The following is a 17,078-nucleotide window of genomic DNA, read 5'->3' on the forward strand; positions in this document are numbered from 1 at the left end:
CCCGCCCGCCGCCTCCCGCCTCCCGTCACCCGCCCGCCGTCACCCGCCCGCCGCCGCCACGAACCGGAACTCTCGACGAAGACCGAGGTCACCACTTGAGCTCGCGAACGAATCACCCCACGGACCCCCGCACCGAGCATCTGGACCACGCGCTCGGCATCGGCGAAGCCCGGCCCCGGCTGTCCTGGCGGCTGCCGGCCGGGGCCGCCGGGCAGGACGCCTACCGCATCCGCACCGGGGACGGGCTCGACACCGGATGGCTACCCGGGACAGGTCACGTGCTGGTCGCCTGGCCCTTCGCGCCACTCGCTTCCGCGCAGCGCGTCACCTGGCAGGTCCGGGTCCACACCGAACTCGGCGAGAGCGACTGGTCGACGGCCACCACGTTGGAGACCGGGCTCCTCGATCCGGCCGACTGGACCGCCACCTGGATCCGGCCGGCCGAGGACGGCAACCCAACCAGGGACGGCAACCCAACCAGGGACGGCAGGCCGACCCGGGACGGCAGGCCGACCACGGACGGCAGGCCGACCACGGACGGCAGGCCGACCTGGGACGAGCCGGCGCCGCCCGGCCACCGGCCGGCCCACGACCTGCTCGGCGTGGTCGTCTGCGAACGGCCGGCTACGCGGGCCCGGCTCTACCCGACGGCACACGGCCTCTACGAGGCATTCATCAACGGGATACGGGTGGGCGATCACGAGTTGACGCCTGGTTTCACCCAGTACCGGACGCGGTTGCAGGCCCAGGTCTTCGACGTGACGGACCTGCTCGTGGCGGGCCGTAACGAGATCGTGCTCCGGCTCTCCGACGGATGGTTCCGTGGGCAGGTCGGACTGCTGCGCTCGGCCGACCAGTGGGGAACCCGCACCGCCGCCCTGGCCCAACTGCACGTGGACGACGTGGTCGCCGGCGGCACCGACGGAAGCTGGATCAGCCGGCCGTCGCCGCTGACAGCCGCCGACCTGATCGAGGGCGTCGCGTGGGACGGGAGCGTGCGGCCCGGCCCCGGCACACCGGTCGAACTCGCGCCGGAGCTCGGCACCGGCACGCTGGTCTGGGCGGTCGCCCCGCCGGTCCGCCGGGTCGAGGAACTGCGGCCGGTCGCGATCACCACCCCGGCCTACGGCCGTCAGGTGGTCGACCTCGGGCAGAACATCAACGGCTGGGTCCGGCTGACCGGTCTCGCCGCGGTGGACGGCGAACTCACCCTCACCCACGGCGAATCGCTCGGGCCCGACGGCGACGTGACGATCGGTCACCTCGCGCCGGATCTCCCCTTCCTCCCGCACCCACTGTCGGCCGGGCAGGTGGACCGGGTGCGCCCGGCCGGCGAGGACGTCTTCGAACCGCGGCACGCCACGCACGGTTTCCGATACGTCCGGGTGGAGGGCGGCGTGCCGCTGCGCCCGGACGACGTCACCGGTGTCGTGGTGCATACCGACATGCGGCGCACCGGATGGTTCGCCTGCAGCTCGCCACGCCTGGAACGGTTGCACGACGCCGCCGTGTGGAGTTTCCGTGGCAACGCCTGCGACATCCCGACCGACTGCCCGACCCGGGAACGCGCGGGGTGGACCGGTGACTGGCAGGTCTTCGCCCCGACCGCCGCCTTCCTCTACGACGTCGCCGGTTTCGGCACGAAATGGCTGCGTGATCTGGCCGCCGACCAGTGGGACACCGGTGTCGTCGCGAACATCTCGCCCTGCCCGCCGGCCGAGGGGCGGCACGGGCCGCTCGGCGGCTGGAACGGCTCGGCCGGCTGGGGTGACGCCGCCGTCCTCGTGCCGTGGGCGCTCTACCAGGCATACGGCGACGAGCGGCTCCTCGCCGAACAGTGGCCGTCCATGGTGGCGTGGCTGGAACACGTCGAACGCAGCGCCGCCGCCGGGCATCACCCGACCCGCGAGCCCGACCCGCACCTCTGGGACACCGGTTTCCACTGGGGCGAGTGGCTGGTGCCCGGCGAGGAGATCGGTGACATGGCCGATTACCAGAAACGGGACTTCGGCGACGTGGCCACCGCATACCTCCACCGCTCCGCCTCGATCGCGGCCCGGATCGCCGGTGTCCTCGGCCGGCCGGCCGGGCGCTGGGAGCGACTGGCGGAGAACGCGCGGGCGGCGTGGCAGCGAGCCTTCATCGCCGCCGACGGCACGGTCCGCCCGGACACCCAGGCCAACCTGGTGCGGGCACTCGCTTTCGGTCTCGTCCCGCCCGAGCTGGAACAGCGGACCGCCGACCGGCTCGCCGCACTCGTCCGCGCGGCCGGGACGCACCCGGGCACCGGTTTCCTCGCGACCGCCGATCTGCTGCCGGTCCTGGCCGACCACGGGCACGCTGACGTCGCCTACGACCTGCTCTTTCAGGACAGTGAGCCGTCGTGGATGGTGATGCTGGACCGGGGCGCCACCACGGTCTGGGAGTGGTGGGACGGGGTGGACGCGGACGGGCGGGCCCGGGACTCGCTCAACCATTACTCGAAAGGGGCGGTCATCGGGTTTCTCCACCGATACACCGCCGGGATCCGGCTCGTGTCGCCCGGTCACCGCGAGTTTCGCGTCGAACCGGTGCCGGGCGGCGGGCTGACGAGTGCCTCGGCGGTGCACGACAGCCCTTATGGCCGGATCGGGTCGGCGTGGACGCTCACCGACGGGCGGCTCCGGCTCGAGGTCGAGGTGCCGCCGGGGACCTCCGCTGAGGTGGTGCTGCCCTCGTCGGTGCAGGTCATCGGGCCAGGGGTGCATCTTTTCGAACACATGTACTAAGGTAGCTCGCGTGATCCTGCACGCCGACCTGGACTCGTTCTACGCGTCGGTCGAGCAGCGCGACGATCCCGCGCTGCGCGGCCGGCCGGTTCTGGTCGGCGGTGGGGTAGTGCTCGCCGCTTCCTACGAGGCGAAGGCGCTCGGGGTGCGTACCCCGATGGCTTTGAGCAGGGCGAGGGCGCTGTGCCCGCAGGCCGTCGTCGTGCCGCCACGGATGGCCGCGTATGCGGCGGCCAGCAAGGCCGTCTTCGAGGTCTTCCGCGACACCACCCCGCTCGTCGAGCCGCTCTCCATCGACGAGGCGTTCCTCGACGTGGAGGGTCTGCGCCGGATCCGCGGCACGCCGGAGGAGATCGCCCGGCGGTTGCGTGCCGACGTCCGCGCGCGGACCGGGCTGCCGATCACCGTCGGTGTGGCTCCCACGAAATTCCTGGCCAAGGTGGCCAGCGGTGTCGGCAAGCCGGACGGGTTGCTCGTCGTTCCGCCCGGACGGGAGCTGGAGTTCCTGCATCCGCTGCCGGTGGAGAAACTGTGGGGTGTCGGCCCGGTCACCGCGGCCAAGCTGCGGGAGCGGCAGATCCACACGGTCGGGCACGTGGCCCGGATCGGCGAGGCCGCGCTGGTCGCCATGCTCGGCGGCGGCGCCGGCCGGCACCTGCACGCCCTCGCGCACAACCGTGATCCACGCCGGGTGGAGACCGGGCGGCGCCGTGGCTCGATCGGGGCGCAGTGCGCGCTGGGCCGGAGTGCGGCGCGCGGCTTCCCCGAGGTCGAGGCGGTTCTCGGCGCGCTGGTCGACCGGGTCACCCAGCGGATGCGGCGGGCGCATCGGGCCGGGCGCACGATCACGTTGCGGCTGCGGTTCGGTGATTTCAGCCGGGCCACCCGGTCCCGCAGCCTGATCAAGGCGACCATGCAGACCGGGGCGGTGCTGCGGACCGCTGTCGACCTGCTGCGCGAGGCGTGGCCGTTGATCGGCGAGCGGGGGCTCACGCTGGTCGGAGTCGCGGTGAGCAATCTCGACGGGGACGGGGCGGTCCAGATGGAGCTGCCGTTCGAGCCGCCCCGGGCTGACGGGCTGGATGCCGCCGTCGACCGGGTTCGTGACCGATTCGGGTCGAGCGCCCTTCGACGGGCCGCGATGATCGGCCGGGAGATCTCCCCGTCGGTCCCGATCCTGCCCGACTGAGCGCTGCCGCCCGGCCGGCCCGGCCGGCCCGGCCGCCACCGGCGGATCCGCGCCGGCCACCCGCGGACCCGCCGCCACTCGCGCCCGGCCGCCACCGGCGGATCAGTGCCGACCACCCGTGGATCAGCCGCCGCGAGTGCCCGCCGGGCCGCTGGTGCCGTTCGTTCCGGATGGCCTGGTCCGGCGGCGGGTGATCAGCCAGGCGAGGCCGCCGCAGATCGCGCCCACCACGACGCCCGTGACAAGGCTGGACAGCGTCATCGCGACCCGTGCCAGCGGTTCGGGGACGGTCGACCCGCCGTTCCACAGCGCGTTGTGGACGACGGCCAGGCTGATCCCGTAGACGACGCCGGCGCCGAGCAGCAGCCGCACCGGCGACACCGGGCGGGTCACCGCGACCACGATCCAGATCAGCAGCGGCACGACGACGAAGAGGGCGTTGAGGCCGGTCCGCTCGTGGATCAGGCCGAGATCGTGCAGGACCGCCCGGGGGGCCGCCAGCAGCCCCAGAACGATCATGAGAGGGAGGTCCTTCCGCATGACATCCGACGCTAGGGACCCGGACCGTGCGGCGAATCCGGCCGGTGGCGGCCGGAGGTGTCGCTTTCCGGCGTACCCGTACCCGGAGAACCCTGCCTAGCATCGGTGAGGTGCGGAAGGTGCTGGTGGACGTCGCGGTCGCGGCCGGTGTGGCCGGGGTGCTGGCGCTGATCGCCTCGGCCGGGCTGGGCGGCGGGCAGCCCGGTGCCGTCGCGTACCTGTGGGCGGCCGCCCTCGGGGCCCTGATGCTCGGCCGGCGGAGGCATTCGCGGATCGTGCTGGTCCTCACCGTCGGCGGACTGTTCGCCTACTACGCGGCCGGGTTCCCGGCGATCGGCGTCGCCGTTCCGGTGGCCGCCGCGCTGTACTCGGCCGCCGAGGCCGGGCACCGCCGGACCGCTGTCGCCGCGACGCTGGTCGCCCTGGTCGTCTCGGTGTTCTTCCGGCTGCGGGAGGGGCAGGACTTCGGCTTCGTGGTCCTGTATGACGGGATCGGCCACCTCGCCCTGATGGCCGCCGCGATCGTCCTGGGCGAGCTGGTCCGGGCCCGGCGGCGGATCAGCGCGCTCACCGGCCGCCAGATCGAGCTGGAGGCCGAACGCCGGGTCCACGAGCACAACCAGGAACTCTCCCGCGAGCTGCACGATTCGATCGGACACGCGCTGACCGTCGCCGCGATCCAGGCCAACGTGGCCCGGCAGGAGGCGCCGCACCGGCCGGACGCGACGGTCGCCGCCCTCGACCACGTGACCCGGGCGCTCTCGGAGGCGCTCGCCGACCTGCGGGGGACGGTGCGGAACCTGCGGGCCGGCCCGGAGCCGTCACTCGGCGACCTCGGCGCACTGATGGACACCGCCAGGGACGCCGGATTCCGGGTACGGGCCGCGATCGAGCCGGTCCAGGACGAGGCGACCGCGGCGACCGCCTATCGGCTGGTCCGGGAGGCGGTGACGAACGTGCTACGCCACTCGGGCGGCCGCAGCATCGCTGTCGAGATCCGCGAGGCCGAGGGTGTCCTGCTGGTCAGCGTGGAGGACGATGGCGGACCGGCCGGCCCGGAGGGCGCCGGCGCGGGGCTCACCGGGCTCCGCGAGCGGGTCGCCGCAGCCGGTGGCCGCCTCGACGCGGGACCGGTGGAGAACGGCTGGCGGGTCAGCGCCGCCCTGCCCCTGGAACCGGCCCGATGACCGCGATCCGGGTGGTGCTCGTCGACGACCAGTCCCTGGTCCGCGCCGGGATCACGGCCCTGCTCACCGGTGACCCGGCGACGACACCGATCGAGGTTGTCGGTGAGGCGTCGGACGGGGTCACCGGTGCCGCCCTGGTGCGCCGGCTGCGGCCGGACGTCGTACTCATGGACATCCGGATGCCCGGCGGTGACGGTATCGCCGCGGTCCGGGAGATCCGTTCCGGGCCGGACGGCCGGGACATCGCGATCCTCATGCTCACCACGTTCGACACCGACGACGAGGTGCTCGGCGCGATGCATGCCGGTGCCGACGGATATCTGCTCAAGGACACCGCCCCGGAGCCTCTGCGGTACGCCGTCCGAGCCGCCGCCCGTGGTGAGCCGGTGCTCTCCCCCGGGGTGACCCGGCAGGTCATGGCCCACGCGGTGGCCACGCCGAGACCGGTCGCCGACCCGCGGCTGGACCGGCTCACCGCCCGCGAACTGCAGGTGCTGGCCGCCCTCGCGGACGGCGACGACAACGCGTCGGTCGCCCGGGCGTTGTCGCTGAGTCCGGAGACCGTCCGTACGTACGTCCACCGCATTTTGGCCAAACTGGAGGCCGCGAGCCGCGCGCAACTCGTCGCCATCGCCCATCGCAGCGGCCTGGCGGCGGCGCGCCGCCGCGGGTGAGGCAGACTCTGAGCGTGCGGAAGATCTGTGTAGTCGGGATCGGCGCGGGCGACCCGGACCATCTGACCCTGCAAGCGGCGAAGGCGATCGGCCGGACCGACGTGTTCTTCCTGCTCGACAAGGGTGAGACCAAGGCCAGCCTGATCGACCTGCGGGAGCGCCTGATCCGCGGCTATTCGAAGCCGGGCAAGCGGATCATCGAGGGCCGCGACCCCGACCGTGATCGGAACCCGGCCGACTACACCGGCACCGTCGCCGACTGGCGGCACCGGCGCTCCCTCGTGCTGGAGGAGCTGATCACCGAGAACCTGAGGGACGATCAGATCGGATCGATCCTGGTGTGGGGCGACCCGGCGCTGTACGACTCGACGATCGCCATCCTGGAAGAGATCCTGGAGCGCGGGGCGATCGATTTCGAGTTCGAGGTGATCCCCGGCATCAGCAGTGTGTCCGCGCTGGCCGCCAAGCACCGGGTCGGGCTCAACCGGGTGGGACAGCCGTTCCAGGTCACCACCGGCCGGCGGCTGGCCGAGGGCTGGCCGGAGGGTGCCGACGACGTGGTCGTCATGCTCGACGCCCAGCACGCGTTCACGAGGTACCCGGAGGCCGACATCTACTGGGGCGCCTACGTGAGCACCGAGGACGAGCTGCTCGTGTCCGGGCCGGTCGCCGCGGTCGGTGACAAGATCGTCGAGATCCGCACCGAGGCCCGCGAGAAGCACGGCTGGATCATGGACACCTATCTGCTGCGCCGCCGGCAGTCCTGATGCGTCTGCTGGTGCTCGGCGGCACCCGGTTCGCGGGGCGTGCCGTCGTCGAGGCGGCCCTCGCCGCCGGTCACGAGGTCACCCTGTTCAACCGCGGCCTGACCGGCCCCGACCTGTTTCCGCAGGTCGAGACCGTGGCCGGGGACCGCACCGCGGACCTCTCCGCGCTCGACGGGCGCCGGTTCGACGTCGTGATCGACCCGGCCGGCTACCACCCCGACGTGGTGGCCCGATCGGTTGCCGCCCTGGCCGGACGGGCCGGGCGGTACGTGTTCATCTCGTCGGTGTCGGTCTACGCCGATCAGAGCGTGCCGCCGGTCGAGGGCGCGGCCACACTGGGCGACGACTCGTACGGCGGTCGCAAGGCGGCCTGCGAGCAGGTCGTCCTGGACGGCTTCGGTGACGCCGCGCTGATCGCCCGGCCCGGCCTGATCGTCGGCCCGCACGACCCGACCGAGCGGTTCCCGCACTGGCCACGCCGCCTGGCCCGGGGTGGGCGGGTGCTCGCGCCCGGCGACCCGGACGACCCGGTGCAGTTCATCGACGTGCGCGATCTGGCCCGGTGGCTGGTCGGCACGACCGCCTCCGGGGTGTTCAACGCCGTCAACGAGCCGGCGTCGATGGTCTCTCTGCTGGACACGTGCCGTCAGGTCGCCGGCACACCCGCCGAGCTGGTGTGGGTCCCGTCGTCGCGGCTGCTCGCGGCCGGAATCGACCCGTGGATGGGCGTACCGATGTGGATCGCCGACCCGGAGTGGGCGGCGGCCAACCTCGTCGACGGCCGGCTGGCCCGGGCCGCCGGCCTCACCCACCGGCCGGTGACCGAGACGGTCGCCGACACACTGGCCTGGGACCGCGGGCGGGGCGGGCCGGCCGACGACCCGTTCCCGCCGGATGTCGAGGCCGGCCTGCTCAGCCGTCTGACCTGACGCCGTTACGCCGGGCCGTCCTCCAGATCTCCCTCGGTCTCCAGGTAGAGCTGCTGCAGGGCGGCCAGCGTCTCCGGCTCCGGCGAGTCCCACAGCTTGCGGTCGGCGGCCTCCAGCAGGCGCTCGGTGATGCCGTGCAGTGCCCACGGGTTGGACTGCCGCATGAACTGCTGGTTCTCGGCGTCCAGCACGTAGCTGGCGGCGAGCTGCTCATACATCCAGTCGGTGACCACGCCGGCCGTCGCGTCGTAGCCGAACAGGTAGTCGACGGTCGCGGCCAGCTCGAACGCGCCCTTGTAGCCGTGCCGGCGCATCGCGGCGATCCAGCGTGGGTTCACCACCCGGGCCCGGAAGATCCGCGCGGTCTCCTCGGTCAGGCTGCGGGTGCGAGCCTGGTCCGGGTTGGTGGAGTCGCCGATGTACGCCGCCGGCGCCTTACCGGTCAGCGCGCGCACCGTGGCGATCATGCCGCCGTGGTACTGGAAGTAGTCGTCCGAGTCGATGATGTCGTGCTCGCGGGTGTCGATGTTCTTCGCGGCCACGTCGATCCGCCGGTAGGCGTTCTCCATGTCCCCGCGGGCCGGAACCCCGTCCAGGTCGCGGCCGTAGGCGAACCCACCCCACACCGCGTAGACCTCGGCCAGGTCGGCGTCGTCCCGCCAGTTACGGCTGTCCATCAGCGGCAGGATGCCCGCACCGTACGCCCCGGGGCGGGACCCGAAGATCCGCGTCCGCGCCCGTCGCCAGTCGCCGTGCTCGCCCTGGTCGCGCAGCGCGTGCTCACGGACGTAGTTGTCCGGCTCGTCCAGCTCGGCGATCAGCTTGAAAGCGTCGTCGAGCAGCGCCACCACGTGCGGGAACGCGTCCCGGAAGAAGCCCGAGATACGCACCGTCACGTCGACGCGGGGACGGCCCAGCTCCTCGGCGGTGATCGGCTCCAGCCCGGTGACCCGCCGGGACGCCGGGTCCCAGATCGGGCGGACGCCGATCAGGGCCAGGATCTCGGCGATGTCGTCACCGGCGGTGCGCATCGCGCTGGTGCCCCAGGCGGAGAGGCCGACCGAGCGTGGCCAGTCGCCGTGGTCGGCGCGGTAGCGGGTGAGCAGCGACTCGGCCATCGCCTGGCCGGTCTCCCAGGCGAGCTGGCTGGGGATCGCCTTCGGGTCGACCGAGTAGAAGTTACGCCCGGTGGGCAGCACGTTGATCAGGCCGCGCAGCGGGGAGCCGCTGGGACCGGCCGGGACGTAGCCACCGTCGAGCGCGTGCAGGACGTGGGTGAGCTCGTCGGTGGTCTTCGCGAGCCGGGGCACCACCTCGGTGGCGGCGAACTCCAGCACCCGCACCACATCAGGATTGTCCGAGATGTCGGGCACGGTGGTCGGCCACCCGGCCTCCTCCATCCTCGTGACCAGCTCGCGGGCCTCCGCCTCGACCCGGTCGGTCTCCGCGGTGGACGCGTCCTCGGCCAGGCCGAGCGCCTCCCGCAGGCCGGGCAGGGCGGCCACCTTGCCGGCCCACATCTGCCGTGCCCGCAGCATCGCCAGCACCAGGTTGATCCGGGCCTCGCCGGTCGGCGCCGCACCGAGCACGTGCAGCCCGTCGCGGATCTGCACGTCCTTGACCTCACACAGCCATCCGTCGATGTGCATGATGAAGTCGTCGAACTCCTCGTCGTCGGGCCGGTTGGCCTGACCGAGGTCGTGGTCCATCTTTGCGGCCTGGATCAGCGTCCAGATCTGCGCGCGGATCGCCGGCAGCTTGGCCGGGTCGAGGGCGGCGATGTTGGCGTGCTCGTCGAGCAGCTGCTCCAGCCGGGCGATGTCGCCGTAGGACTCGGCGCGGGCCATCGGCGGGATCAGGTGGTCGACCAGGGTGGCGTGCGCCCGGCGCTTGGCCTGGGTGCCCTCGCCCGGGTCGTTGACCAGGAACGGGTAGATCAGCGGCAGGTCGCCGAGGGCCGCGTCGGTGCCGTCCGAAGCGGACATGCCGACGTTCTTCCCCGGCAGCCACTCCAGGTTGCCGTGCTTGCCGACGTGCACGACGGCGTGCGCGCCGAACTCGTCGGCCAGCCACCGGTACGCCGCCAGGTAATGATGCGACGGCGGGAGGTCGGGGTCGTGGTAGATGGCGACCGGGTTGGCCCCGAACCCGCGCGGCGGCTGCACCATGACCACGATGTTCTCGTCGCGGAGGGCGGCCAGCACGATGTCGCCGCCGTCGGTGTAGAGCTCACCCGGCGGCGGGCCCCAGTGCCGCTCGACACTCTCCCGGAAGTCGTCCGGCAGCGTCACGAACCAGGACTCGTACGCCACACCGGAGATCCGGACCTTGTTTTCGGAGAGCTGCTCCTCGGTGAGCCAGTCGGGATCCTGGCCACCGGCCGCGATCAGCGTGTGGATGAGACCGTCGCCGTCATAGGTCCCGAAGTCGCCGATCCGGTAACCCCGCTCCGCGAGCGCGGCGAGCAGGGCGACCGTCGAGGCCGGGGTGTCCAGACCGACGGCGTTGCCGATCCGCGAGTGCTTCGTCGGGTAGGCCGACAGCATCAGCGCGATCCGCCGGTCGGCCGGCGGCACATGCCGCAGCCGGGCGTGCGCCACAGCGATCCCGGCCACCCGCAGCGCCCGCTCCGGGTCGGCCACGTAGACCGACAGCCCGTCCTCGTCGATCTCCTTGAAGGAGAACGGGACCGTGATGATCCGCCCGTCGAACTCGGGGATCGCCACCTGCGTCGCCGCGTCCAGCGGGGACAGACCGTCGTCGCTGGCCTCCCAGGCCGCGCGCGAACTGGTCAGGCACAGGCCCTGCAGGATCGGCACGTCCAGGTCGGCGAGGACACCGACATCCCACGCCTCGTCGTCGCCACCCGCGCTCGCCGTCGCCGGGCGGGTGCCGCCGGCGGCCAGAACCGTCACCACCAGCGCGTCAGCCTTGCGCAGCTCGGCCAACAGCTCCGGCGGGGCGGTCCGCAGCGAGGCCGTGAAGATCGGCAGCGCCCGGCCGCCCCGGGCCTCGATCGCCTGGCACAGCGCCTCGACGAACGCGGTGTTGCCGGCCATGTGGTGGGCCCGGTAGTAGAGCACCGCGACCGTCTCCCGGCCGCCCTCGGACGCCTCGCGTGGCAGGAGCCCCCACTGTGGGGTCTCGACCGCCGGAGCGAACCCGTTGCCGGTCAGCAGCACCGTGTCGGAGAGGAAGTCGTGCAGTGCCGCGAGATTGTCGGCACCGCCCTGCGCCAGGTAGGTGTGCGCGTCCGCGGCGACACCGGCGGGCACGGTGGACAGCTTCATCAACTCGGCGTCGGGCGCCTGCTCACCGCCGAGGACGACGACCGGCAGACCGCTCGCGAGCAGCGCGTCGAGGCCCTCCTCCCAGGCCCGGCGGCCACCGAGGATACGCACCACCACGAGGTCGGCCCCGTCGAGCAGGGCGGGCAGGTCGTCGACGGCGGTGCGGGCCGGGTTGGCCGGGCGCCAGGCCGAGCCGCTGGCCCGGGCGCTGAGCAGGTCGGTGTCGGACGTCGACAGCAGCAGGAACACAGCGCACTCCCCCTCGGGGTCCGCGCCCCGGGTAGACGGACATCACGGCGACCGGAGTTCCTGGCTCCCAGAGAAATGCCCTGGTGACAGTGGCGGGACCGCGCCGGACTCGCACCGGCTTCCTCCGCGGCGTCGCCGCTCGTTGGCCCCTAACCTTTCCGAACCCCGGTGTCCCGCGTCAAGGCGGAACGGCCGCTGTGACGCTCCCGACCCACCGCACGACGGAGGTGAATTCCTGTCGGGGGTCGGCCGTAGTATCCGGGCCATGACTCCCCGTTCGTCGGACACCGACGCCTGTCCCGGCGCGCTGCGGCTGCATGCCGCGGCCGACGGCATGCTGGCGCGGGTCCGGCTGCCAGGGGGCATGCTGTCCGGTGCTCAGCTGCGCTCGCTGCGCGAGCTGGCCGAGGAGTTCGGCGACGGCTGCCTGGAGCTGACCTCCCGGGCCAATCTCCAGCTCAGAGCATTGAGACCAGGCGATGCGCCGGCGTTGGCGGCCCGGTTGCGGTCGGCGGGCCTGCTGCCTTCCCCGACCCACGATAATGTACGGAACATTGCGGCCCCGCCTCTTCCAGGATCGCTTCTCCGCGCTCTCGTAGGACGGCTCGACCTCGCGATCCAGGCTGACGCCACCCTGGCCGCGCTGCCCGGTAAGTTCCTCTTCGCCATCGGCCAGGTCCCGCTCGCCTCCGACGTGGCCGCGGTCCCGGTGCCGCCGTCCACAGTCGTCCCGTGCCCACCCGCCGCTTCCGCCGTCGACGGACCGTTCGTGATCAGGCTCGGCGGGCATGACACCGGGCTGCGTGCCGGCTACGACGACGTCGTGCCCACGATGGTCGCCGCCGCCCACGCGTTCCTGGCCGAGCGGGCCGAGCAGCGCTCCGGCAGCGCTGCGGCGTGGCGGTTGCGCGAGCTCATCGACGGCCCCGCTCGCATCACGGCCCGGCTGGCCGCCACACTCGGCGTGCCGCCCGACCCGGTGACCGTCACGCCCGGCGTGACGATCGTGCCCGTGGATGTCGCGGTGCCCGTCGAGGCGCCGGAGCCCGGTGACCTGATCGGGGTGCTGCCACAGGAGGACGGGCTCGCCGCGGTCGCCGCGCTGGTGCCGTTGGGGCGCCTCGATGGCGTGCCGATGAGGGTCTTGGAGGCCGCGGAACTGCTGGTCGTGACGCCGTGGCGTGGCGTGGTGGTTGCCGATCTGCCACCGGCGGCGGCGCCGGCCTGGGCGGATCGCCTGGCCGGAGCCGGTCTCGCCGTGGCGCCCGGTTCGCCGTGGTCGGGAGTGACCGCCTGCGCCGGCCGGCCAGGTTGCGCGAAATCGCTGTCCGACGTGCGCGCCGACGCGACCGCCGCGGCCCGTTTCGTCGACGGCCTCCCGGTTCACTGGGTGGGTTGCGCCCGCGCGTGCGGCAGTCCGGCGGGAGCGCACGTCCGCGCCGAGGCGACCACGGACGGCTACCTGATCACTCGCCATCCGGCCGGTGGCGGTGAGCCGGGTGTGCACGTCGCCACCGCCGTCCGGGCGGGATCAGCGTCCGGACGGCGGGCACCGTCCGGAGATTCCGGGCTAATCGGACCATCGACGCCGGCCGCCCGACCACCGATGATCGGCGTCTCCGCGCCGGTCACGGCAGCAACGGCCCCGGAGGACACAGCGACGCCGGCACGACCGGGAGGTGCGGCAATGGACCGACCGGAGGACAGGACGGCGCCGGCACAACCGGAAGACGTGGCGACGCCGGCACGACCGGGAGGTGCGGCAGTGGACCGACCGGAGGACAGGACGGCGCCGACACGGCCGGAAGAGGTGGCGACGCCGGCACGACCGGGAGGTGCGGCGGTGGCGTGGCCCGGGGACGCGGCGGCGAGTGGGCTGGAAGACGTGATAGCGGTGGCTAGGAGGCTCTGAACCATGGAGTACGTGCGCGACGGCGCGGAGATCTACCGGCGGTCGTTCGCCACGATCCGGGCCGAGGCGGATCTGTCGGGGCTGCCGGACGACGTGTCCCGGGTGGTGGTCCGGATGATCCACGCCTGCGGGATGGTGGATCTGGTGGAGGACGTCCGGTTCAGTCCGGCCGTGGTGACCGCGGCCCGCAAGGCGCTGCTCGGCGGTGCCCCGATCCTGTGTGACGCCGAGATGGTGGCCTCCGGGGTGACGCGGACCCGGCTGCCTGCCGCCAACGACGTGGTCTGCACCCTGCGGGACCCCGCTGTTCCGCAGCTCGCGGCCGGGATCGGCAACACCCGCAGCGCCGCCGCCCTGGACCTGTGGGGCGACCGGCTGGGCGGCGCCGTGGTGGCGATCGGCAACGCCCCGACCGCACTGTTCCGGCTGCTGGAGATGGTCGAGGCGGGTGCGCCCCGACCAGCCGCCGTGATCGGCATCCCGGTCGGATTCATCGGCGCCGCCGAGTCGAAGGAGGCGCTGGCCGAGTCCGGCCTCGAGTACCTGATCGTCCGGGGCCGCCGGGGCGGCAGCGCCATCACCGCTGCCGCCGTGAACGCCCTCGCCTCCGAAGCCGAGTAGACCGAACCCGACAAACCCGCCAACCCGACAACCCGCCGGTCCGGCAGCCGAAGGACCCCAGCGACCGAAACCCGGCAGCAGGACCCCGACCGAAGGACCCCAGCGACCGAAACCCGGCAGCAGGACCCCGACCGAAGGATCCCGGCGACCGAAACCCGGCAGCAGGACCCCGACCGAAGGATCCCGGCGGCCGGAGAACCCCATACTCCTCCGGTCCGGCGCCGGAGAACCCACGCAAGGACTTCGATGACGAACGACGCAGCCCGCGGCGACACCGCGGCGGCGATTCCCTCGCAGGTGACGGCCCGGACCGGGCGGCTCTTCGGGGTGGGGCTGGGCCCCGGCGACCCGGAGCTGGTCACGGTCAAGGCTGCGCGGCTGATCGGCGCCGCCGACGTGGTGGCGTATCACGCGGCGCGGCACGGGCGCAGCAACGCCCGCGCGATCGCCGCCGGATATCTGCGGGAGGGCCAGATCGAGGAGGCCCTGATCTACCCGGTGACGACCGAGACGACCGATCATCCGGGCGGCTATCAGGGCGCGATCGACGAGTTCTACACCGCGTCGGCGGCCCGGCTCGCCGCGCATCTGGACGCCGGGCGCGACGTGGTGGTGCTGGCCGAGGGCGACCCGTTCTTCTACGGCTCCTACATGCACATGCACAAACGGCTGTCCGGGCGGTACGAGACGGCCGTCGTCCCCGGTGTCACGTCGGTCAGTGCCGCCTCGGCGGTGCTGGGTCGTCCGCTGATGGAGCGCGACGAGGTGCTGACGGTGCTGCCGGGCACGCTGGAGCCGAAGGAGCTGGCGGCCCGCCTGGCCACCACCGACTCGGCCGCCGTGATGAAGCTGGGCCGCACGTTCGAGGGGGTGCGGGAGGCTCTGCAGCAGGCCGGCCGCCTCGACGACGCGTGGTATGTGGAGCGTGCCACCACCGACCGGGAGCGTTCGGCCCCGCTGCGCGACGTCGACCCGGCGACCGTTCCGTACTTCTCGCTGGCGCTGCTGCCGAGCCCGGCCGCCACCGCCTTCATGGCGGACGAGGAGATGACGGGTGCCGGTGCGGGGAGGGCCGGGCTGGACGTCCTGCTCGCCGCCCGCCCCCCGGCGACGGCCGAGCCGGAGTCCGGCCTGGTCAGCCTGGAGGACGCCGGTGCCGCGGCGCCGACCGGGTTCGACGCGGCCGGCGGGGTGACGGTGGTCGGTCTGGGCCCGGGCGCCCGGCACTGGCTGACCCCGGAGGCGCAGGAGGCGCTGGCCGGCGCCGACGACCTGATCGGCTACGGGCCGTATGTGGACCGGGTCCCACCGAACCCGCGTCAGCGCCGGCACCCGTCGGACAACCGGGTCGAGGCCGAGCGGGCGGCGTTCGCGCTGGACCTGGCGAAGCGCGGACGGCGGGTGGCGGTCGTCTCGTCCGGCGATCCCGGTGTCTTCGCGATGGCCGCGGCCGTCCTGGAGGTGGCCGAGGATCCGCAGTGGCGGGACGTGCCGGTGCGGGTCATCCCGGGCCTGACCGCGGCGCAGGCGGTGGCGAGCCGGGCCGGTGCGCCGCTCGGTCACGACTTCTGCATCCTGTCACTGTCCGACCGGCTGAAGCCGTGGTCGGTGATCGAGTCCCGGCTGGAGGCGGCCGCGACCGCCGACCTGGTGATCGCGGTCTACAACCCGGCGTCGAAGACCCGTCGTGAGCAGCTGGTCCGCGCCTTGGAGCTGCTGCGTTCGCACCGCCGCCCGAGTACCCCGGTGGTGGTCGGCCGGGACGTCGGCGGCCCGGAGGAGTCGGTGCGGGTCACCACGCTGGCCGCGCTCGACCCGGCGACCGTGGACATGCGCTGCCTGCTGATCATCGGTTCGTCGCAGACCCGGGCGGTGACCCGCGGCGACGGCACCACGGCGGTGTACACGCCACGCCACTACCCGGACTGAGCACCGTCCCCGGCGGGCCGATGGGGGACCATCGGCTGCCGCCGGCGGAATGAAGGTGGTCGGCCGGCACGCACCCGGATCGCAACCGCACTGCTTCCGGCGGTGCCTGACAGCCGGGACCCGGACAACCGAATGGAGGGGCCACGAACCTGACCAAGTGAGGGGCTCCGAACCACCGTGACGACAGCTCGTACCCGTGCCGCGGCGATCCTCGCCTCGTCGCTCCTGCTCGCCGTCGCGCTACCGGCTTCCGGGTCGGCCGCGACCAACCCCTCCCCGCGGGCGTCGGCGCTGCCGCTGGGCGATCCGCAGCCGCTGACGGTCCAGGGTGGGGCGGCGACGTTGCAGTCCCGGCTCGCGGCGGTCACCACCGCGCGGACCATCAACTACTACCCGTCGAACGCCGGCTGGTCGGCGATGTGGACCGGCTTCGACCCGGCCCGCATCGAGGCGGACCTGGCGAAGGCGGCCGCGCTCGGCGCCGACAACGTGCGGATCATCGTCTTCCCGCAGGCCTTCGGCTTTCCCAAGCCCAGGCAGGAGTACGCCGACCGCCTGCGCAAGTTCATCAGCATCGCCGACGCGCAGGGCCTGACGGTGAAGCTCACCCTGTTCGACTGGTGGTCCGGTTACAGCGACGCGGCCGGCAGCGCCTCCTGGGCGAAGGCGGTGCTCGCGCCGTACGCCGACGACCGCCGGGTGCTGTCGGTGGAGTTGAAGAACGAGTTCGTGTCGACCGACCCGGCTGCGGTGTCGTGGGTGCGCAGACTGATTCCGGCGGTTCGGGAGGCCGTACCGCAGATGCCGTTGACCCTGTCGGTGGATGGTCAGAGTGGTGCGGCGGGGCTGGCCCGGATCCGCACGGCGCTGACCGGCACCCCGCTGGACTATTACGACTTCCACTTCTACGGCAACTCGGAGCGGGCGCTGGCCGAGATCCGGCGGGCGCAGGCGGCGGTCGCCCCGGATCCGATCGTGATCGGCGAGACCGGGGTGAGCACCGCCGTCAGCAGTGAGGGCGAG

The 17,078-nt window shown here is 73.0% G+C and carries 11 protein-coding genes, 1 pseudogene and 1 riboswitch; of the genes and pseudogenes, 10 read left to right on the top strand and 2 right to left on the bottom strand.

The genetic code is table 11. From position 1 onward, the window contains the following. Positions 1 to 95 precede the first annotated feature (95 nt). Together ACFO0C_RS46830 and dinB are read left to right on the top strand one after the other, a co-directional pair. A complete protein-coding gene (locus ACFO0C_RS46830; protein ID WP_378073367.1) occupies positions 96 to 2,768 on the top strand; it encodes a family 78 glycoside hydrolase catalytic domain in 2,673 nt (890 codons plus the stop codon). A gap of 10 nt (positions 2,769 to 2,778) precedes the next feature. After that, the gene (dinB, locus tag ACFO0C_RS46835; RefSeq protein WP_378073368.1) at positions 2,779 to 3,957 is read left to right on the top strand and encodes a DNA polymerase IV; all 1,179 of its coding nucleotides are present in this window, start codon (positions 2,779 to 2,781) and stop codon (positions 3,955 to 3,957) included. Between the two features lie 123 nt (positions 3,958 to 4,080). On the opposite strand, the gene ACFO0C_RS46840 is transcribed toward dinB, so the two are convergent. Next, positions 4,081 to 4,476 (bottom strand): hypothetical protein, encoded by a 396-nt coding sequence (locus ACFO0C_RS46840; protein WP_378073369.1) that lies wholly within the window; start codon positions 4,474 to 4,476, stop codon positions 4,081 to 4,083. A 131-nt stretch (positions 4,477 to 4,607) separates the two neighbouring features. Here ACFO0C_RS46840 and ACFO0C_RS46845 point away from each other — a divergent pair, with 131 nt between their 5' ends. The 4 genes from ACFO0C_RS46845 to ACFO0C_RS46860 are packed head-to-tail and all read left to right on the top strand — an operon-like array spanning position 4,608 to position 8,054. Further along, positions 4,608 to 5,684 carry a sensor histidine kinase gene (locus ACFO0C_RS46845; protein WP_378073370.1) on the top strand — a complete coding sequence of 359 codons (1,077 nt, stop codon included), beginning with the start codon at positions 4,608 to 4,610 and terminating at the stop codon, positions 5,682 to 5,684. Next, positions 5,681 to 6,358, top strand: a complete 678-nt coding sequence (locus ACFO0C_RS46850; RefSeq protein ID WP_378073371.1) for a response regulator — start codon at positions 5,681 to 5,683, stop codon at positions 6,356 to 6,358. Before ACFO0C_RS46845 ends, ACFO0C_RS46850 begins: the two co-directional genes overlap by 4 nt. A 14-nt stretch (positions 6,359 to 6,372) precedes the next feature. Further along, entirely contained in the window at positions 6,373 to 7,125 is a 753-nt protein-coding gene (cobF, locus tag ACFO0C_RS46855) for a precorrin-6A synthase (deacetylating) (protein WP_378073372.1), read from the top strand. Then, the gene (locus ACFO0C_RS46860; RefSeq protein WP_378073373.1) at positions 7,125 to 8,054 is read left to right on the top strand and encodes an NAD-dependent epimerase/dehydratase family protein; all 930 of its coding nucleotides are present in this window, start codon (positions 7,125 to 7,127) and stop codon (positions 8,052 to 8,054) included. The genes cobF and ACFO0C_RS46860 overlap by 1 nt, the downstream gene beginning before the upstream one ends. 5 nt (positions 8,055 to 8,059) lie before the next feature. On the opposite strand, the gene cobN is transcribed toward ACFO0C_RS46860, so the two are convergent. Continuing rightward, positions 8,060 to 11,593: a cobaltochelatase subunit CobN gene (gene cobN, locus ACFO0C_RS46865; protein ID WP_378073374.1), complete on the bottom strand. Its 3,534-nt coding sequence runs from the start codon at positions 11,591 to 11,593 to the stop codon at positions 8,060 to 8,062. Between the two features lie 34 nt (positions 11,594 to 11,627). After that, a riboswitch (cobalamin riboswitch) is annotated at positions 11,628 to 11,754 on the bottom strand. A 104-nt stretch (positions 11,755 to 11,858) separates the two neighbouring features. Here cobN and ACFO0C_RS46870 point away from each other — a divergent pair. From ACFO0C_RS46870 to ACFO0C_RS46885, 4 genes and pseudogenes are all read left to right on the top strand, one after another. Beyond that, positions 11,859 to 13,505, top strand: coding sequence for a precorrin-3B synthase (locus tag ACFO0C_RS46870; protein WP_378073375.1), 1,647 nt, complete (start codon positions 11,859 to 11,861; stop codon positions 13,503 to 13,505). Positions 13,506 to 13,508: 3 nt separating this feature from the next. After that, a complete protein-coding gene (locus ACFO0C_RS46875; protein ID WP_378073376.1) occupies positions 13,509 to 14,126 on the top strand; it encodes a precorrin-8X methylmutase in 618 nt (205 codons plus the stop codon). 246 nt (positions 14,127 to 14,372) lie between these two features. Then, positions 14,373 to 16,055 (top strand): precorrin-2 C(20)-methyltransferase, encoded by a 1,683-nt coding sequence (locus ACFO0C_RS46880; RefSeq protein ID WP_378073377.1) that lies wholly within the window; start codon positions 14,373 to 14,375, stop codon positions 16,053 to 16,055. Positions 16,056 to 16,232: 177 nt separating this feature from the next. Next, positions 16,233 to 17,078 (top strand): annotated as a pseudogene (locus tag ACFO0C_RS46885) (cellulase family glycosylhydrolase); the annotation flags it as partial.

Source organism: Actinoplanes subglobosus (assembly GCF_042650585.1).
GTDB lineage: Bacteria > Actinomycetota > Actinomycetes > Mycobacteriales > Micromonosporaceae > Actinoplanes > Actinoplanes subglobosus.